Here is a 16,477-nt window from a genome sequence, read left to right as displayed (position 1 = left end):
ACGGAGCGCAGCAGTCCGACGCCCTCGCGGTTGCAACCTCGCCCGTCAAACGGAGCGAGGTTTGTCTTCCTCGTCAAAGGGGGTTGCAAGGCGAGGATAAATCTCTTAGAGGGGCGGGGACAACGTTGTCATGCCTCTCCAAGATTGGCAATGTTGCGACCCCGGACAGCTGACGGCGAACTGCACACGCCCGTCGCTGTCCGGGTCTATTTTTCGCGCACATCGGCGCTAACCAGCCCATCGCGCCGTGACCGGCACCTTCCTAAGCAACGCTGCGCTCATGACGAGCAGCGCCATGCCTGATGAGGTGCAGAGAAAGCAGGCCCCGGCCAGCAGCAGCTGACCCGCAGTGACAGCGGTCGAGCGATGCACCGAAGCGGCCAATTGGGAACCCAGCGGCCGATCGCACAGCAGCAGCGCCAGTCCGGCCAATCGCAATCCGATCCATATCGGCCAACCATGACGGGTCATGCAGACGGCTCTCCTTCATACGGTGAAGGACGCTTTACATACGGCCGGCCGCATAGCATTTCGAGAGCGTCAACCGCGCCGCTCCATTGTATTTGCGTAGGAATTTGTGTCTTCTGACCGTTTTCATATGGAAATACTATGGACCCGCACGATCATTCATATGGAATTTACCTCTGCGCTCATGGCATCGACGGCAGGAATGACGGAGAATGATCATCGATGCAGGGTGAGGTCGAAGGAAATGCGGGAAGCGCCCATGCTCCCGCTCAGGGACTGGGGCCACTGGCGCTGGGCGCGCTGGGCGTGGTGTTCGGCGACATCGGCACGTCGCCGCTTTATGCGCTGAAGGAAAGCTTCGTCGGTCACCACCCCCTTACGGTCGATCCGCTGCATATCTACGGGGTGCTGTCGCTGATCTTCTGGACGATGACGCTGATCGTGACGGTCAAATATGTGTTCATCGTCATGCGTGCGGACAATCATGGCGAAGGCGGCAGCATGGCATTGCTGGCGCTGATCCGGCGCAATCTGGAAGGGTCGGGCAGAACCCCGTTGATCGCCGCGCTCGGCGTGCTGGCGACCGCGCTCTTCTACGGCGACGCCATCATCACACCCGCAATTTCCGTGCTCTCGGCCGTGGAGGGCCTGACGGTGGTCCAGGCGAGCCTCACGTCGCTCGTCCTGCCGATCGCCATCGTCATCCTTGTCGCGCTTTTCCTGATCCAGCGATTCGGCACGGCGCGGGTCGGGGCGTTGTTCGGTCCGGTGATGGTCGTCTACTTCATCGTGCTCGCGCTGCTCGGCATCGTGAATATCCTGCGCCATCCCGAGATCGTCGCCATCGTCAATCCTGTCTGGGCGTTCCGCTTCTTTGCCCTGGACCCCTTGCTGGCTTTCCTGGCGCTGGGGTCGGTCGTGCTGGCGGTCACGGGCGCGGAGGCGCTCTATGCCGACATGGGGCATTTCGGGCGAAAGGCGATCAGCATCGCCTGGCTCTACGCCGCCTTCCCCTGCCTGCTGCTCAACTATCTGGGGCAGGGCGCGCTGCTGATCGATCAGCCGGCGGCGGCGGCGAACCCCTTCTTCCTGATGGCGCCCGACTGGGCGCGCCTGCCGCTGGTGATCCTCGCCACGCTGGCGACGATCATCGCCAGCCAGGCGGTGATTTCCGGGGCCTTTTCAGTGACGCAGCAGGCGGTGCAGCTGGGCTTCCTGCCCCGTCTTCGCATCCTGCACACCAGCGCGTCGGCAGCGGGGCAGATCTACGTGCCGCTGGTCAACTATGCGCTGCTGATCTTCGTGATCCTGCTGGTGGTGGGCTTCGGCAGTTCGACGGACCTTGCGGCCGCCTACGGCATCGCCGTCACGGGCACCATGGTGATCACTGCCTGCATGTTGGGCGTACTGACTTTCTCCGTATGGCGCTGGCCGCCGCTGGCGGCGGGCGGCGTAACCGGCCTGTTCCTGCTGATCGATGGCGCTTACTTCGCGTCGAACGCGACCAAGATTCCCGATGGCGGATGGTTCCCCCTGATGGTGGCGACCGTGGCCTTCGTGATCCTGACGACATGGGCGACGGGCCGCCGGATCATGCGCGAGAGGTTGCAGGAAGGCGCGATGGAGCTGGACCTTTTCATCCAGTCCACCATGACGTCGCTGAAGCGCGTGCCGGGCACCGCCATCTTCCTGTCTTCCAGCACTGCGGGCGTCCCGCCGGCATTGCTTCACAACGTCAAGCACAACCGCATCCTGCACGAACGCAACATCATCCTGACGGTAAAGACCCATGGCGTGCCGCACCTGCATGAAGCGGTGCGGTCGCAGGTGGAGGATCATGGCGCGGGCTTCTACCGCCTTGTCCTCAATCATGGTTTCATGGAGGAAGTAGACATCCCGGCCGTGCTGAAAACGGTTCAGGATTGCGGCGGACCGATCACGGTGAAGGACAGCAGCTATTTCCTCAGTCGCCAGACGCTGATCCCGTCTGCGCGGCCCGGCATGGCGATCTGGCGCGAAAAGCTGTTCGCCTGGATGATCCGCAATGCCGAAAGCCCGATGGACTTCTTCAAGCTGCCGGTGAACCGGGTGGTGGAACTGGGATCGCAGCTGGAAATCTGAGGCACGTCATTTGCGCCGCCACCGCCGAAACAGCGAAAGGCCCATGAACCCGCCGCCCAACACCGCCGCGATCGCCCCGCCGGCCGACGCCAGCGCCCATGCGCCGGCCGCCAGCAGGCCCGTCAGGAAATCCACGATGATGAGCGTGAGATGGATCATGCCATAAGGAGCGCAGGGCCTATTGCCCCAGTTCCTTGGCTTCCTGATATTTGAGTTCTAGGAACCGGTTCTGCACGGCGAGCTTGTCGAGGTCGCCGCTAGCGAGAGTCTCGCTCATCCGCGCGATTTCGGCGTCTATGACGGACAGCCCTTCGACAAGCTGCTTTTCGGGGACGCGGCCGTTGCGCTCCTGCCGCCGGAGCGGCTCGGGAATGGATTGGTAGCCGGTGACGAGTTCGGGAAGGTGATCGGCCAGGAGCTTGCGGATCTCCTGCGCGGCGGGATCGCCTTCGCCCACCCGCTCCAGTTGCGGTCCAAGCGTTTCCAGCCGCACCCCGATGCTGTCGACCAGCGTGACGGCGGGCGCGGGCAACGCCTTGCGCTGGTTCTCCAGCCAGATCTCGGTCTTGAGCGGCAAGGCGGCGAGCTCCGTCTGCGCCAGCGCCTCGGTGCGGACGCGGTCTTGCGCCGGAAGAAGCGCGATCAGCACCAGTGCGGCGATGATGACGCCGAGCGCGATCATGACGCCCGTAACGCCCAGCGGCATGACGAAGCCTGCCACCGCACTGGCGAGCAGGATGGCGAGCACCGCCCAAAAGGCATATTTGATCTTGCGAATGAGGCCGGCATTGCGCCGTTCCCGCGCCCGCGTGGACAGGCTGCGCCCCCGCTCGCTATGGCGGCGCAGCACCGCTTCGGCATCGGCCAAAACGCGGTCGGAGCGGCTCATGAGCCAGCGCCCCATGTCCGTTCGGGTTGAGCCTGTAGAAGCCCGGTCCTTCTCTTCCTCTTCAGGAAAGATTGGCCCTTGGTCAGGCTCAGGGCGAACGGAATGCAGCGGGATAACATGGAATGCCTTACCCCTCGATCGCGCTCAGCAGGGGGTTTTCCACCCGCGCTTCCTGCGCCGCCTGCGCCTGGCCTTCGGCACGGGCGATATAGCCCTTGGACTTCTCAACCTCGTTCGACAGCGTGTTTACCGTCGTCTTCATGTTCTCGAGCGCCTTGAGCTTGAACGCGTCGATGTTGTCCATCGTGTCGTAGATATTCTGGAAGGCGCGCTGGAGCGTTTCGATCGGGATTGTGCTGGAGGCGGCCTGCTCATGGATTTGCGCGGTCTGGCTCTTGAGCAGTTCGCCGGTGCGGTCGATCATGTTCGCGGTCGTGGTGTTGAGCGCGGTAATCTGTTCGAGGACGAGCTTCTGCCCCACCAGCGCCTGCGCTACCGTCACCGCCGTCCGCAGCGCGGCGACCGTGGTGGTGCTGGCGCGGTCCACGCCCTTCACCAGTTCGACATTGTTCTTCTTGACGAGGTCGAGCGCGAGATAGCCCTGCACCGTCACCGCCATCTGCGTCAGCAGATCCTGTGTGCGCTGGCGGATGTAGAAGAGTGCGCTTTCGCGGATCGCCTTTGCCTTGGCCGGATCGGTCGAATCCAGCTCCAGCGCCTTGGCTTCCAGCCGCGCGTCCATCGTCTTGCTGATATGGATCATCTGCTCCAGACGACCCATGGTCTGCCACATATTCTGCCGTTCCACGTCGATGGCGGCGTTGTCCTTGATCAACGTATCCTTGCCGCTGGCAAGGCTGCCGAGGATCGAATTGATGTGGCTCTGCGCGCTTTTATAGCCGTCGAAATAGTCGCGCATCTTGTTGCCGAAGGGGATGATGCCGAACAGCTTCTTGGGCGCGAGCAGGCTGCCCTGCTTACCGGGATCGAGATCCTCCACCGTGCGCCGCAACTCGGCAAGGTCGGCCCCAACCTTCGTGTCGCTGTCCATCGCGCGCACCGGCCGGTCGAGAAAGCGGTTGCTGTGCCCAGCGGCCTCCGCAATCTCCTTGCGGCCCATATTGGTGAGTTGGTCCACGCGCTTGCCGAATTCGGGCGAGTTCGCATCCTGGGCGACGAGATCGTCGATAAAGGCGTCGACCTTCTCGTCCAGCTTGCTGCGCGTGCCGTGCTCGATGGGGACCAATCCTGCCGCCTTTTCCGGTGCGACGGCGGGCACTGGATCGGGCGGAGTCAGGTTCAGCATGTCGCCAGCGGTCGTAGCAGTAGCGGTCGGCGGGGTCGAAGCCATGTCATCTCCCAGAAGCCATTGGCGGCATGAACTGTCATATGTGCATAAAACAGTCGCGCCGCAAGTCAGCGTCCCGTTTATAAAGGCGCACCCGACGCCATTGCAATCGCTTGAGGCGAGGCTAGGGTGCGGGTCAAAGCCAGGAGGAGGGGGGTATGGACCCTAACAGGGATGACGCGGTGATCGCGGCGGTGGGCAATGACTCCCGCTATATCGAACTGGTGGCGCGTCGGGCCCGGTTGGGCTGGCTGCTGTCGGCGCTGATCTTCATCGCCTTCGTCGGCTATCTGCTGCTGATCGCGTTCGACAAGGCCTTGCTCGGTGCGCCAGTCGGATCGGGCGTGACATCGGTCGGCATTCCCGTGGGCCTGGGCCTCATCCTGTTCGCCATTGCGCTGACCGCCGTCTACGTCGTTCACGCCAACCGCCATCATGACGCGCAGATGGCCGCGATCCTTGCGGATCATGCCGCATGAAGGCGTTGCTCGCGGCGCTCGCCATCCTGACGCCCGTTCCCGCCTTCGCCGCCGCGTTGGAGGGCGAGGCGCAGCGCCAGCCGATCAACTGGGTTGCCATCCTGATGTTCGTCGCCTTTGTCGGGCTGACGCTGTGGATCACCAAGGCAGCGGCCGCGCGCACCCGTACCGCGTCCGACTTCTACACGGCTGGCGGGGGCATCACCGGCTTCCAGAACGGCCTTGCCATGGCCGGCGATTATATGTCCGCCGCCTCCTTCCTCGGCATCTCGGCGCAAATCTTCAACGATGGCTATGATGGCCTCATCTATTCCACAGGCTTCCTCGTTGGCTGGCCGATCCTGCTGTTCCTGATGGCAGAGCGGCTGCGCAACCTTGGCCGCTTCACCTTTGCCGATGTCGCTTCCTATCGCTTCGCGCAGCCGCCGGTGCGCAGCTTTGCGGCCGTCAGCACGTTGCTGGTCGTCAGTTTCTATTTGGTCGCGCAGATGGTGGGGGCGGGGCAGCTCATCAAATTGCTGTTCGGCCTGCCTTACGCCGCCGCGGTGCTGATCGTCGGCGGCCTCATGATGCTCTACGTCCTCTTCGGCGGCATGCGCGCCACGACTTGGGTGCAGATCATTAAGGCGGTGATGCTGCTGGGCGGCGCGAGCTTCATGGCGGTCATGGTGCTGGCGCAGACCGGTTTCAGCCTGGAAGCGCTGTTCGCCCGCGCCGTGGAGGTGAAGACGCAGGCTGCCATTGCCGACGGCGCAAGCGCGGGGCAAGCGGCGGAGCAGGGCCGGTCGATCATGGCGCCGGGCAATTTCATCAAGGATCCCGTCTCGGCCATCTCCTTCGGCCTGGCTCTGATGCTGGGGACGGCCGGCCTGCCGCACATATTGATGCGCTTCTTCACCGTTCCCGACGCGAAGGAGGCGCGCAAGTCGGTGCTCTGGGCGACGGGCTGGATCGGCTATTTCTACATCCTGACCTTCATCATCGGGTTCGGTGCGATCGTGCTGGTCGGTACAGAGGGCAGCTATCTGGACGGGGACGGGGGGCTGCGCGGGGGCGGTAATATGGCCGCCATTCACCTGGCCCATGCCATCGGGGGCAATGCCTTCCTCGGCTTCATATCCGCTGTCGCGTTCGCCACCATCCTGGCGGTGGTGGCGGGGCTGACCCTGTCGGCCGCGTCGGCCGTGAGCCACGATCTCTACGCCACGGTCTTCAAGCGGGGGGAGGCGAGTTCGGCCGACGAACTGCGCGTGTCGCGGCTGACGACGCTGGCGCTCGGCGCGTTTGCGGTGCTGCTGGGGCTGGTGTTCGAAAAGCAGAATGTCGCCTTCATGGTCAGCCTCGCCTTCGCGCTGGCGGCTTCGGGTAATTTCCCGGTGCTGATCCTTTCGCTTCTGTGGAGCGGCTGCACGACGCGGGGGGCTGCGTGGGGCGGGACGGTCGGGCTGCTCACCGCGTTCGTGCTGACCCTGTTGTCGCCGGCGGTCTGGACGACGACCTTCGGTCTTGACGCAGCGCCGTTCCCCTATAGCTCGGCGGCGATCTTCTCCGTCCCGGCCGGTTTCATCGCCATCTGGCTGATCTCGCTGGCGGACCGAAGCCCGCGCGCGGCGGTGGACAAGGCGGGCTACGCGGCACAGCGGGTGCGGGCGGAAACCGGCATCGGAGCGTTCGCCGCAAGCGACCATTAAACGGCCCGCCCTTGCCGCAACGCGTCATTTCCTGTAGGGGCGCGCCCGATAGTTCCGGGCTGGCGCCGTGCCGACCGGGAAACCCGATCCCAAAAGGCAGTTCATGTCCCAGCGTAATATCGCCATCATCGCGCACGTCGACCATGGCAAGACCACCCTCGTCGACCAGCTTTTCCGCCAGTCCGGCACCTTCCGCGACAATCAGCGCGTGGAGGAGCGCGCGATGGACAGCAACGACCTGGAAAAGGAACGCGGCATCACCATCCTGGCGAAGCCCACCTCGGTCGAATGGAACGGCACGCGCATCAACATCGTCGACACGCCTGGCCACGCCGACTTCGGCGGTGAGGTGGAGCGGATCCTCTCCATGGTGGACGGCGTCATCCTGCTGGTCGATTCGTCCGAAGGCGCGATGCCGCAGACCAAGTTCGTCACCGGCAAGGCGCTGGCGCTGGGCCTCAAGCCCATCGTTGTCGTCAACAAGGTCGATCGCCCGGACGAGCGCATTCAGGAAGTGCTGGACGAGGTGTTCGACCTGTTCGTGACGCTGGACGCGACCGACGAACAGCTCGACTTCCCCGTTCTCTACGCATCGGGCCGCAACGGCTATGCCAGCGAAGACCCGCAGCGCCGCGAAGGCACGCTGGAGCCGCTATTCCAGAAGATCGTCGACCATGTGCCGCCGCCGGCGCTGGACGAGGATGCGCCGTTCAGCTTCCTGGTGACGCTGCTCGACCGCGACAATTTCCTTGGCCGCATCCTGACGGGTCGCGTCCAGTCGGGCACGCTCAAGGTCAACCAGCCGATTCATGCGCTCGATGCCGAAGGCAATGTGATCGAAACCGGTCGCGCGTCGAAGATTCTGTCCTTCCGCGGCCTCGACCGCGTACCGGTGGACGAGGCGAAGGCGGGCGACATCATTTCGCTTGCCGGCCTGACCGTCGCCACCGTGGCCAACACCATCGCCGACCCGCAGGTCAGTGCGCCGATCAAGGCGCAGCCGATCGACCCGCCGACGCTCTCGATGCGCTTTGCGGTCAACGATTCGCCGATGGCTGGCCGCGAGGGCAGCAAGGTGACGAGTCGCATGATCCGCGATCGCCTGATGCGCGAAGCGGAATCCAACGTCGCTATCAAGGTGACGGAATCGGCGGACAAGGACAGTTTTGAGGTCGCGGGACGCGGCGAGCTTCAGCTGGGCGTGCTCATCGAAACCATGCGCCGGGAAGGGTTCGAGCTGGGCATCAGCCGTCCGCGCGTGCTGTTCGGCGAAGATGAGAATGGCGGCAAGACCGAGCCTTATGAAACGGTCGTCATCGATGTGGACGACGAATTTTCCGGTACGGTCGTCGATAAGATGAACATCCGCAAGGCTGAGATGACCGACATGCGTCCCTCGGGCGGCGGCAAGACCCGCATCACCTTTTCCGCACCGTCGCGCGGCCTGATCGGCTATCATGGCGAATTTCTGTCCGACACGCGCGGCACCGGCATCATGAACCGGCTGTTCGAGAAGTACGGGCCGCACAAGGGCAAGATCGAAGGGCGCAAGAATGGCGTCCTCATCTCGAACGGCGCGGGCGAGGCGGTGGCCTATGCCCTGGGTCCGCTCGAAGAGCGCGGCATCCTGTTCGTCGGCGTGGGCGAAGCGCTCTATGAGGGCATGATCATCGGCGAGAACGCCAAGCCCGAAGACCTCGAAGTCAACCCGATGAAGTCGAAGGCGCTGACCAACTTCCGCGCCAGCGGCAAGGACGATTCGATCCGCCTGACGCCGCCCAAGAAGATGACGCTGGAACAGGCCATCGCCTATATCGACGATGACGAGATGGTCGAGGTCACCCCCAAGACCATCCGTCTGCGCAAGCGCTATCTGGACCCGAACGAGCGCAAGCGCATGAGCCGGGCCAAAGCTGCGGCCTGATCGAAGGAGGGCGGGGTCATCCCCGCCCCTTTTTGCTGAAACGCGCCGCCGGAAGGGCGAAAGATTGCGCGTTCATCCATGTTCGTGGCACTTTGCGGTGCAACGCAAACCGAATCGCAACCCTGTTTTCCTTATTTGAACGGGATAGCTGGGCCATTCGCTGCCGGTCGTTCGTTGTCCGGCAGGGGGCCTTGCAGGAGGAAAGATGGAGTGGCGGACACCCTGCCTGAATTGAGCGAGGGGGAAAAACAGTGCCTGCGCCTTGTCGCGCAGGGCTTCAATTCCAAAGAGATCGCGCGTCAGCTCCATGTGTCGGAGCATACGGTCGACCAGCGTGTACGCACCAGTTTGCGTAAATTCGGTGTGCCTTCGCGTAAAGAAGCCGCGCGGCTTTTCGTTACGATAGGGCAACAGACGCCCCAGATCGACGCATATCAGCCTTTGATATATCAAGCGCAGCCGCTTGCCTTAGATCCCGAACCTGCGTCATCCCTTGCTCAGCCGGACGGAGCGGAAGCGGAACCGGGGCGGACATCGCTCCTACGTCGCATCCTCGCCTTCGGCCCGCCGCTTGGGGGATCGACCAATGAACTGAGCATTGATGGCCGCATATTGGCGATGATTCGCGCCGCCGTTCTGACCGGTGCCGGGGTCGTCACATTGCTGCTGCTGATTGCCGGAGCTTTCAAAGCTCTGGGTTGATCCTTCCCATTATCGCCATGCTGATGACCGCACCGTCCGAAGGACGCTTGTGCGAGGGAGAAGACTTGTGCTGAACCTAGATCGCGAAAAGACCCAGGCCGTCGCCGACCAGAACCGTCAGGCGTTCGTCGCCCTGGACAATGCTCTGGCCGAAGCTGCTCAGCTGACGACGGCGTTCCTCACTGCGTCTCAGAACTCCGGTCTGACCGCGAGCGAAAGTCAGCGCATCCTCAAGCAAATTCACCAAAGCGCCTCCAAGATCATCGAAGGCCGCAGCGACATGGTCCGTGCGACCGCCCTTTTGACGCGCTGCATCGAACAGAGCCAGCATGAGGTAACCGCCTTTGGCTGTCCCCTCGGCCTCGAAACCGAACAGCGCGAATCTCCGCGCCACCTGACCCTGGTCGCTTGACCAGGCGGAAAGTCGCCGGCAGTTGCATGACCTTTGGCCCCCCTCTCAACCGGAAATGCAGATGCTGGCGGCTTTCTTCTGGCTCCTGACACTCATGACATGCGCCTTCGCCTTCTGCTTCGGCGGGCGCGACGGGCGCTGGCTCGTGCTGATTTCGGTCGCTGCGACATTGCTCACCATGCCTGCGCAAATGGCAGGCTCCTGGCGCGCGACGCAGATGTGGCTGACTATCGTCGACTTTGGAGCGTTCGCAGCCTTCCTGTGGCTGATGCTCCGCAGCAATCGATATTGGCCTGTCTGGGTCGCCGCCTGTCAGCTGATGACGGTACTGACCCACATCACCACCTTGCTCATCGGCAGCTTCTCGGTCCGCATTTATGAGGGCCTCAGCACCGTCTGGGTGATACCGCTGATGCTCTTCGCGATCATCGGCATAGAGCTCGACCGGAAGGCGTTGCATGACCGCGCATATTCCGCCTGATCGCGCCCTTCCCAGCCAGGAAGCGGTCGATCTGGTGGTTGCTTTGCAACGATGTCTTACGAGTTTTCATGCCCGCGTCGAAGGGCCGGCCATTCTGGATGGCGAGGCGGAAGAACAGCGGGCCCTGCTGTCCCGCTATATGGAGGCCCGCCGGATGCGGGCGATGCTGCTCGGCCAGGATCTGTTTTCCGATCCTGCTTGGGACATATTGCTCGCGCTCTTCCAAGCGGAACTGGAAGGCGGCGACATGACGTTGGAGCAACTGAGCGAGACGCTGCGCCTGTCGCTCAGCGTCGTCGTGGGCCAGGTTGGCGCGATGGAGCGACGCGGGCTGCTGGTTGAAAATCGCACGTCGCCAAACAGCCGGCGCAGGCGTGCGGTCCGGCTGTCGCCGCTCGCGACGGACGCCATGGCGTCGTGGATGTCGCTCGCCTTCGCCGATTGACGCGCCGCCTGGCGCAGCAAAGCGCTGGCATCGCTGCCTTCCGCCTCATATAGTCGCGCGGTTTGTCCTTCACGCGAAAGCGCTTCATGCATCTTCTCATCGGTCTGGCCGGCATTCTTCTCATCCTGGCCATCGCCTTTGCCCTGTCATCCGACCGCCGCGCGGTCAGGCCTCGCGTCGTCGGGGCCGCTTTCCTTCTTCAGGCCGGCATCGCCCTGCTGGTGCTCTACGTGCCGGCCGGGCGCAGCGTGATCGGCGGCATGTCGAAGGGGGTCGCGAACCTGCTGGGCTATGCGCAGGCGGGCACCGACTTCATCTTCGGTCCGCTTGCAAGGCCGGATATCGGAGGCGCGAGCTTCGCCATCGCCGCGCTGCCGGTAATCATCTTCTTCGCCAGCCTCGTGTCGATCCTCTATTATCTGGGTATCATGCAATTCATCGTCCGCTGGGTCGGCGGAGCGATCGAGAAGGTCACGGGCGTGTCGAAGGTGGAAAGCCTGTGCGCGGCGGCGAATATTTTCGTTGGGCAGAGCGAAAGCCCCCTCGTCATCCGACCCTATCTGGCCGGCCTGACGCCGCCGCAATTGTTCGCCGTGATGACAAGTGGAATGGCCGGCGTCGCGGGCACCATCCTTGCCGCCTACGCATCGATGGGGATCAAGATCGACTATCTGCTCGCGGCCAGCTTCATGTCCGCGCCGGGCGGCCTGCTGATGGCGAAGATCATGATGCCCGACGAACCCGTGTTGGAACCCGAACTGCCGCTTGAGGACGATATCCACCTGCCCGAGGCGCGGCGCAGCGCGGCAGGGCCCGCGGCGCTGATGGCGGAAACCACGCCGGGCGAGCCGCTGCCGGTGGCCTCCCACGACGAGGAAAAGCCCGCCAATCTCATCATGGCCGCGGCGCAGGGTGCGCAGACCGGCGTGAAGCTGGCGGTGGCCGTGGGGGCGATGGTGCTCGCCTTCGTCGCCCTGGTGGCGCTGGCGAACGGCATCTTGGGCGGCATCGGCGGGTGGTTCGGCTATCCCACGCTCAGTTTCCAGATGCTGCTCGGCTATGTCTTCTCGCCGGTCATGTACCTCCTCAATATTCCTTGGCAGGAAGCGCAGGTGGCGGGCGGCCTCTTCGGCACGAAAGTCGTGCTGAACGAATTCGTCGCCTATATTGCCCTCGGCCAGGCGCAGGGCGCATTGTCGCCCGCCACGATCGCCATCATCACCTTTGCGCTGTGCGGCTTTGCCAATTTCAGCTCGATCGCGATCCAGATGGCCGTGACCGGCAATCTCGCGCCCAACCAACGGCCGATGATCGCGAAGCTGGGATTGAAGGCGCTGGTCGCCGGTAGCCTCGCCAATTTGATGAGCGCTGCGCTCGCGGGACTGATGCTCAGCCTGTGAGGGGACAGGCGGTTTTGCGGAAGCCGCTTGGCCGCCCTTGCGATAAGGCGCGGCATCCCTTGTTCGCGTAAAAACATATTCGCAATCATGGCCGTGCGGTTTGCAATGGTAATGCCGCGCAAAGCCCGCATATGAGCCGCATGACCTTGCCCCTGCCGACTGCTGCCGAACCCCTTGCCAGGCTGCCAGATCCGATCCGCGCCGTGATCTTCGACATGGACGGCACGCTGCTGGAAACGGAAGCCGTTCACCTCGATGCCTTTGCGCGAACGGGGAATGCGATCGGCTGGCCGATGCCGGAAGAATTGTTGCTGTCGATGGTGGGCATTCATCGCGACGCCAACCGGCAGATGCTGGCGGACCGGCTGGGACCGGAGTTTCCGCTCGAACGCTTCTATGCTGACAGCGACGCGCTTTTCGAGGCTGCGGTCGACGCGGGCATCCCGTTGCGGCCAGGGGCCGACCTGTTGCTGGATCATCTGGCGCAAGCGGGAATACCGATGGCGCTTGCCACATCGACCGAAGCGCCATACGCGCAGGATCGGCTGCAGAAGACCGGCATCGCGCAGTATTTCGACGTGGTGGTGACCCGGAGCGATGTGGTGCACCCCAAACCGCATCCGGAGCCTTACCTGCTCGCGGCCGCCAGGCTTGGCATCGACCCGGAGCATATCGTGGCGGTGGAAGACAGCCATGCCGGCGTGCAGTCCGCCACCGCAGCCGGCATCGTGACCGTCATGGTGCCTGATCTGCTGCCGCCGACGGACGAACTGGCATTGGCCTGCGCCGCGATATTACCGAGCCTTGCCGATCTGCGCGATTTGCTGGTGGCGACAGCTTAGGCTGCGGTTGCGAGGATCAGGGCGAATAGCCCTTCTGCGTCGATCCACTCCTGAACCGGATCCCAACCGCCTGCGCTCAGAAGCAGGCTCCCGTCGCGAGCGCCATATTTGTGGCTGCTCTCGGTGTGGATGGTCTCGCCCGCTTCCATGTGGAAGCATTGACCGGCGACATGGAAATGAAGCGGTGCCACCGCCTCCAGATGCATTTCTATCCGCGCTTTGCGGTCGTTCCAGATCGCCCTGTGGGCAAAACCATCGACCGGAAGATCGCCTTCCAGTTCCCGGTTGATCCGCTCGACCAGATTAAGGTTGAAAGCCGCCGTGACGCCCGCCGCGTCGTCATAGGCGGCGATCAGCCTGTCCCTGTCCTTGATGCGGTCCATGCCAATCAGCAGCGTCGCGTCCTGCCCAAGCAGCGCGCGCATCGCCCGCAACAGATCGACTGCCGCGTCAGGCTCCATATTGCCGATGGTGGAACCTGGAAAGAATCCAAGACGCGGCAAGCCTTCGATGGCGGAGGGCAGGTCGAGCGGCCCATTGAAATCGCCGACGACGGGCAGCACGGGCAGGCCGGGAAAGGCGCTCGCGAGTTCGGCGCTGCTGGCGTGGAGGAAGTCGCCGCTGATGTCGATCGGCACATAAGCGGCGGGGGCGATCGCGCGCAGGAGGTGCGGAGTCTTGCGCGCACTGCCCGCGCCGAATTCCACCACCGCGCGGCCTTCGCCGATTGCGGTTGCAAAGTCGGAGCCATGGGCCTTCAGCAAGGCGGTTTCGGTTCGCGTCGGATAATATTCGGGCAGGTCGGTGATCTGCTCGAACAGTTCGGACCCCTTGCGATCGTAGAACCAGATGGGCGGGGTCGCCTTCGGGGAGCGGGACAGCCCCTCCAATATGTCCTGACGGAACGCCGGATCGATGCTGGTGGCGAAAGCGGCGGCTTGATCGGTCAACAGCATCTCAAAGATCCTTCGCGAGCCGCAGCCCGGTAAACTGCCAGCGCTGATGGGGGTAAAAGAAGTTGCGGTAGCTGGCGCGCATGTGGCCGCGCGGGGTGGCTGCGCTCCCGCCCTTCAGCACGAACTGGCCGGACATGAACTTGCCATTATATTCGCCAACCGCTCCGGCGGCGGCACGGAAGCCGGGATGAGGGCGATAGGCGCTGCCCGTCCACTCCCACACGTCGCCGAACATTTGGGTCATGCTGGTCGTATCGCCTGCCGGGCGAGGACGGGGGCAGCCCGGACCATCCAACTGATTGCCGCTGGTGGGCGAGATGTTGGCGGCCGCGCATTCCCATTCCGCTTCCGTCGGCAGGCGGGCACCCGCCCAGCTGGCATAGGCGTCCGCTTCATACAGGCTGATATGCGTGACCGGCGCGGCGGGGTTCACGGGCTGGCGACCGTCCAGCCCGAACCGTGTCCAGCCCTTGTCGCTTGCCTTCCAGTAGAGTGGGGCCTGCACCCCCTCTGCCTGGACCCACGCCCACCCGTCGGACAGCCAATGCGCGGGATTGCGATACCCGCCATCTTCCATAAAGAGGATCCATTCGCCATTGGTTATGGGACGGTGCGCGAGGGCATGGGGTGAAAGAACGGCCTTGTGACGGGGGCCTTCGCAATCGAAGGCGAACGCGGTGCGTCCGTCATCACCCAACTCGACCAGTCCTTCGCGCCCTTCGATCCAGTGCAGCGGCCCCGGAAGGTCAACCGGCGCGGCACTGGGGCCGCCGAACAGGGCGGGCTCCAGCGGGTTCATCGCGAAGAGATGAAGCAGATCGGTCAGCAGCAGTTCCTGATGCTGCTGTTCATGGTGCAGGCCGAGCGTCACCAGGGCGCGGGCGGATTGCGGCAACATGCCGAGCGCCTTTATCAGCGCCGCGTCGACATGCGCGCGATAGGCGCGGATATCGGCCAGGGCAGGACGCGTTAGCATCCCCCTCAGGGGACGGGCATGTCTTGCCCCTTCGGCTTCATAATAGCTGTTGAAGAGATAGGCGTAGCGCGCGTCGTAGGGCTGATAGCCGGCCACATGATCGCGCAAGACGAAGGTTTCGAAGAACCAGCTGACATGGGCCATGTGCCATTTGGCAGGTGAGGCATCCGGCATGGATTGGACGGTCGCATCTGCGTCCGACAAAGGAGCGGCCAATGTTTCGGTCAAGCCGCGGACGGCGCGATAGCGGTCTTCCAGATCATCCTGACGGGCATCCATCCAGCTTTTCGCCATACCTGCCCTTCCCGGATACGGTTGCGCCGCTCTCACACAGGTTAGAAGCGCATGAAGCGCCGTCGGGTTCCGGACCTGTTCCTTGGGTCATCCTAGCAGGATCAAAACGAAAGTCAGGCCTGTAGCAACAAGGGTTTCGCCCGGCAGATGCGGTCGCGGCCGGCCTGCTTGGCTTCGTATAAAGCTTCGTCTGCGCGCGCGAGCGCCTCGTCGATCGGGCCGCCGGTCCAGCGGCAGACGCCGGCCGAAAAGCTGATGGGCCGCCCGTGGATCGCACCGATCGGATCCTCGCGCATCCGGGTGGCCACGCGCGCCAGCGACCAGCTCGCTTCATCCTCGATGCAATCCTGGAAAAAGATGGCGAACTCTTCGCCGCCCCAGCGCGCAATGAGATCGGCGCGGCGCATCAGCGCCGCCACGCGCGCGGCGAAGGCCGCCAGTACGCGATCGCCTTCCTCATGCCCGTTCAGGTCGTTGACCCGCTTGAAATAGTCGATGTCGAGAACGGCGATGCAGCCCTTTCGCCGGTTAACCGGCAAGGCGGACAGTTCGGCCAGAAAGCCCCGGCGGTTGAGGACACCGGTGAGCGGATCTTCATGCGCGGCCTGATGCAGGCCGTCGATCCGGTTGCGGGTCTCATGGGCCGCCCGATGGACGCCGGAATAGAGGGTGCGGATCACGTCGCCCACTTCGGGTAGCGTGGAGGGCGGCGCGTCGTCTGCATGGAGCGCGTCGGCAAGCGCATGGATCGGGTTCAGAAGCGCGCCGATGCCGATCAGGGCGACTGCGGTGCCGACCATGGTGGCGAGCGTCAGCAGGGCGAACTCCGCTAGGGCGACGCGGCCGGTCGAGACGCCCCAGAGCAGATAGCCGATCAGGGGCAGATGGGTGGCGAAGAAGCACAGCGCGAACAGCCGCAGCCGCAACGATCGCGGAAAGATGAAGGATGTAGCGAGATAGAATTGCACGGCGGCCCCCGATGACGACCGCATTCCAATTGAGAAGGGGAGTTAAACGCCGCCTGAAGAAACGGGGTTAAAATGCTGTTA

Annotated in this window: 17 protein-coding genes; 10 read left to right on the top strand and 7 right to left on the bottom strand. The window is 63.7% G+C overall.

Features of this window, described 5'->3' with window-relative positions; translation table 11 throughout:
• Positions 1–228: 228 nt before the first annotated feature.
• Positions 229–471: a hypothetical protein gene (locus tag ACFQ24_RS15380; RefSeq protein ID WP_380912760.1), complete on the bottom strand. Its 243-nt coding sequence runs from the start codon at positions 469–471 to the stop codon at positions 229–231.
• Between the two features lie 219 nt (positions 472–690).
• On the opposite strand from ACFQ24_RS15380, the gene ACFQ24_RS15375 reads away from it, so the two are divergent.
• Positions 691–2,589: a potassium transporter Kup gene (locus ACFQ24_RS15375; protein WP_380912758.1), complete on the top strand. Its 1,899-nt coding sequence runs from the start codon at positions 691–693 to the stop codon at positions 2,587–2,589.
• A 6-nt stretch (positions 2,590–2,595) separates the two neighbouring features.
• Here ACFQ24_RS15375 and ACFQ24_RS15370 read toward each other — a convergent pair whose 3' ends face one another.
• From ACFQ24_RS15370 to ACFQ24_RS15360, 3 genes are all read right to left on the bottom strand, one after another.
• Complete coding sequence (locus ACFQ24_RS15370; protein ID WP_380912756.1) at positions 2,596–2,748, bottom strand: hypothetical protein; 153 nt, start codon at positions 2,746–2,748, stop codon at positions 2,596–2,598.
• Positions 2,749–2,767: 19 nt separating this feature from the next.
• On the bottom strand, positions 2,768–3,478 hold the full coding sequence (locus tag ACFQ24_RS15365; RefSeq protein WP_380912754.1) for a hypothetical protein: 711 nt from the start codon (positions 3,476–3,478) through the stop codon (positions 2,768–2,770).
• Between the two features lie 127 nt (positions 3,479–3,605).
• A complete protein-coding gene (locus tag ACFQ24_RS15360) occupies positions 3,606–4,829 on the bottom strand; it encodes a toxic anion resistance protein (RefSeq protein ID WP_380912752.1) in 1,224 nt (407 codons plus the stop codon).
• A gap of 155 nt (positions 4,830–4,984) precedes the next feature.
• On the opposite strand from ACFQ24_RS15360, the gene ACFQ24_RS15355 reads away from it, so the two are divergent.
• The 9 genes from ACFQ24_RS15355 (at position 4,985) to ACFQ24_RS15315 (ending at position 13,202) form a co-directional block, all read left to right on the top strand.
• Complete coding sequence (locus tag ACFQ24_RS15355) at positions 4,985–5,305, top strand: DUF485 domain-containing protein (protein WP_380912750.1); 321 nt, start codon at positions 4,985–4,987, stop codon at positions 5,303–5,305.
• Complete coding sequence (locus ACFQ24_RS15350; protein ID WP_380912748.1) at positions 5,302–6,996, top strand: cation acetate symporter; 1,695 nt, start codon at positions 5,302–5,304, stop codon at positions 6,994–6,996. Before ACFQ24_RS15355 ends, ACFQ24_RS15350 begins: the two co-directional genes overlap by 4 nt.
• Before the next feature lie 103 nt (positions 6,997–7,099).
• Positions 7,100–8,920: a translational GTPase TypA gene (gene typA / locus ACFQ24_RS15345; protein WP_380912746.1), complete on the top strand. Its 1,821-nt coding sequence runs from the start codon at positions 7,100–7,102 to the stop codon at positions 8,918–8,920.
• Between the two features lie 210 nt (positions 8,921–9,130).
• The gene (locus ACFQ24_RS15340) at positions 9,131–9,622 is read left to right on the top strand and encodes a LuxR C-terminal-related transcriptional regulator (RefSeq protein WP_380912744.1); all 492 of its coding nucleotides are present in this window, start codon (positions 9,131–9,133) and stop codon (positions 9,620–9,622) included.
• A gap of 67 nt (positions 9,623–9,689) precedes the next feature.
• Positions 9,690–10,034, top strand: coding sequence for a hypothetical protein (locus ACFQ24_RS15335; protein WP_380912742.1), 345 nt, complete (start codon positions 9,690–9,692; stop codon positions 10,032–10,034).
• Positions 10,035–10,095: 61 nt separating this feature from the next.
• Positions 10,096–10,515, top strand: coding sequence for a hypothetical protein (locus ACFQ24_RS15330; RefSeq protein WP_380912740.1), 420 nt, complete (start codon positions 10,096–10,098; stop codon positions 10,513–10,515).
• Positions 10,493–10,960, top strand: a complete 468-nt coding sequence (locus tag ACFQ24_RS15325) for an ArsR family transcriptional regulator (protein WP_380912738.1) — start codon at positions 10,493–10,495, stop codon at positions 10,958–10,960. Before ACFQ24_RS15330 ends, ACFQ24_RS15325 begins: the two co-directional genes overlap by 23 nt.
• Positions 10,961–11,046: 86 nt before the next feature.
• A complete protein-coding gene (locus ACFQ24_RS15320; protein WP_380912736.1) occupies positions 11,047–12,360 on the top strand; it encodes a NupC/NupG family nucleoside CNT transporter in 1,314 nt (437 codons plus the stop codon).
• Between the two features lie 131 nt (positions 12,361–12,491).
• Positions 12,492–13,202, top strand: coding sequence for an HAD family hydrolase (locus ACFQ24_RS15315; protein ID WP_380912734.1), 711 nt, complete (start codon positions 12,492–12,494; stop codon positions 13,200–13,202).
• Here the strand turns inward: ACFQ24_RS15315 and egtD are convergent.
• From egtD to ACFQ24_RS15300, 3 genes are all read right to left on the bottom strand, one after another.
• Positions 13,199–14,158 (bottom strand): L-histidine N(alpha)-methyltransferase, encoded by a 960-nt coding sequence (egtD, locus tag ACFQ24_RS15310; protein ID WP_380912732.1) that lies wholly within the window; start codon positions 14,156–14,158, stop codon positions 13,199–13,201. The genes ACFQ24_RS15315 and egtD overlap by 4 nt on opposite strands.
• Position 14,159: 1 nt before the next feature.
• Positions 14,160–15,428 carry an ergothioneine biosynthesis protein EgtB gene (gene egtB / locus ACFQ24_RS15305; RefSeq protein WP_380912730.1) on the bottom strand — a complete coding sequence of 423 codons (1,269 nt, stop codon included), beginning with the start codon at positions 15,426–15,428 and terminating at the stop codon, positions 14,160–14,162.
• 113 nt (positions 15,429–15,541) lie between these two features.
• Entirely contained in the window at positions 15,542–16,396 is an 855-nt protein-coding gene (locus ACFQ24_RS15300; protein ID WP_380912728.1) for a GGDEF domain-containing protein, read from the bottom strand.
• Positions 16,397–16,477 lie beyond the last annotated feature (81 nt).

It is taken from the genome of Sphingobium olei (assembly GCF_042678845.1).
GTDB lineage: Bacteria > Pseudomonadota > Alphaproteobacteria > Sphingomonadales > Sphingomonadaceae > Sphingobium > Sphingobium olei.
The sequence above is the reverse complement of the archived record's forward strand: the minus strand, read 5'-3'. Positions and strand labels throughout refer to the sequence as shown.

What these genes read in the sequence shown, in the direction of transcription:
- ACFQ24_RS15380 (WP_380912760.1), bottom strand. Translation starts at nt 471, where the DNA reads ATGACCCGTCATGGTTGGCCGATATGGATCGGATTGCGATTGGCCGGA.
- ACFQ24_RS15375 (WP_380912758.1), top strand. Translation starts at nt 691, where the DNA reads ATGCAGGGTGAGGTCGAAGGAAATGCGGGAAGCGCCCATGCTCCCGCT.
- ACFQ24_RS15370 (WP_380912756.1), bottom strand. Translation starts at nt 2,748, where the DNA reads ATGATCCATCTCACGCTCATCATCGTGGATTTCCTGACGGGCCTGCTG.
- ACFQ24_RS15365 (WP_380912754.1), bottom strand. Translation starts at nt 3,478, where the DNA reads ATGAGCCGCTCCGACCGCGTTTTGGCCGATGCCGAAGCGGTGCTGCGC.
- ACFQ24_RS15360 (WP_380912752.1), bottom strand. Translation starts at nt 4,829, where the DNA reads ATGGCTTCGACCCCGCCGACCGCTACTGCTACGACCGCTGGCGACATG.
- ACFQ24_RS15355 (WP_380912750.1), top strand. Translation starts at nt 4,985, where the DNA reads ATGGACCCTAACAGGGATGACGCGGTGATCGCGGCGGTGGGCAATGAC.
- ACFQ24_RS15350 (WP_380912748.1), top strand. Translation starts at nt 5,302, where the DNA reads ATGAAGGCGTTGCTCGCGGCGCTCGCCATCCTGACGCCCGTTCCCGCC.
- typA (WP_380912746.1), top strand. Translation starts at nt 7,100, where the DNA reads ATGTCCCAGCGTAATATCGCCATCATCGCGCACGTCGACCATGGCAAG.
- ACFQ24_RS15330 (WP_380912740.1), top strand. Translation starts at nt 10,096, where the DNA reads ATGCTGGCGGCTTTCTTCTGGCTCCTGACACTCATGACATGCGCCTTC.
- ACFQ24_RS15325 (WP_380912738.1), top strand. Translation starts at nt 10,493, where the DNA reads ATGACCGCGCATATTCCGCCTGATCGCGCCCTTCCCAGCCAGGAAGCG.
- ACFQ24_RS15320 (WP_380912736.1), top strand. Translation starts at nt 11,047, where the DNA reads ATGCATCTTCTCATCGGTCTGGCCGGCATTCTTCTCATCCTGGCCATC.
- ACFQ24_RS15315 (WP_380912734.1), top strand. Translation starts at nt 12,492, where the DNA reads ATGAGCCGCATGACCTTGCCCCTGCCGACTGCTGCCGAACCCCTTGCC.
- egtD (WP_380912732.1), bottom strand. Translation starts at nt 14,158, where the DNA reads ATGCTGTTGACCGATCAAGCCGCCGCTTTCGCCACCAGCATCGATCCG.
- egtB (WP_380912730.1), bottom strand. Translation starts at nt 15,428, where the DNA reads ATGGCGAAAAGCTGGATGGATGCCCGTCAGGATGATCTGGAAGACCGC.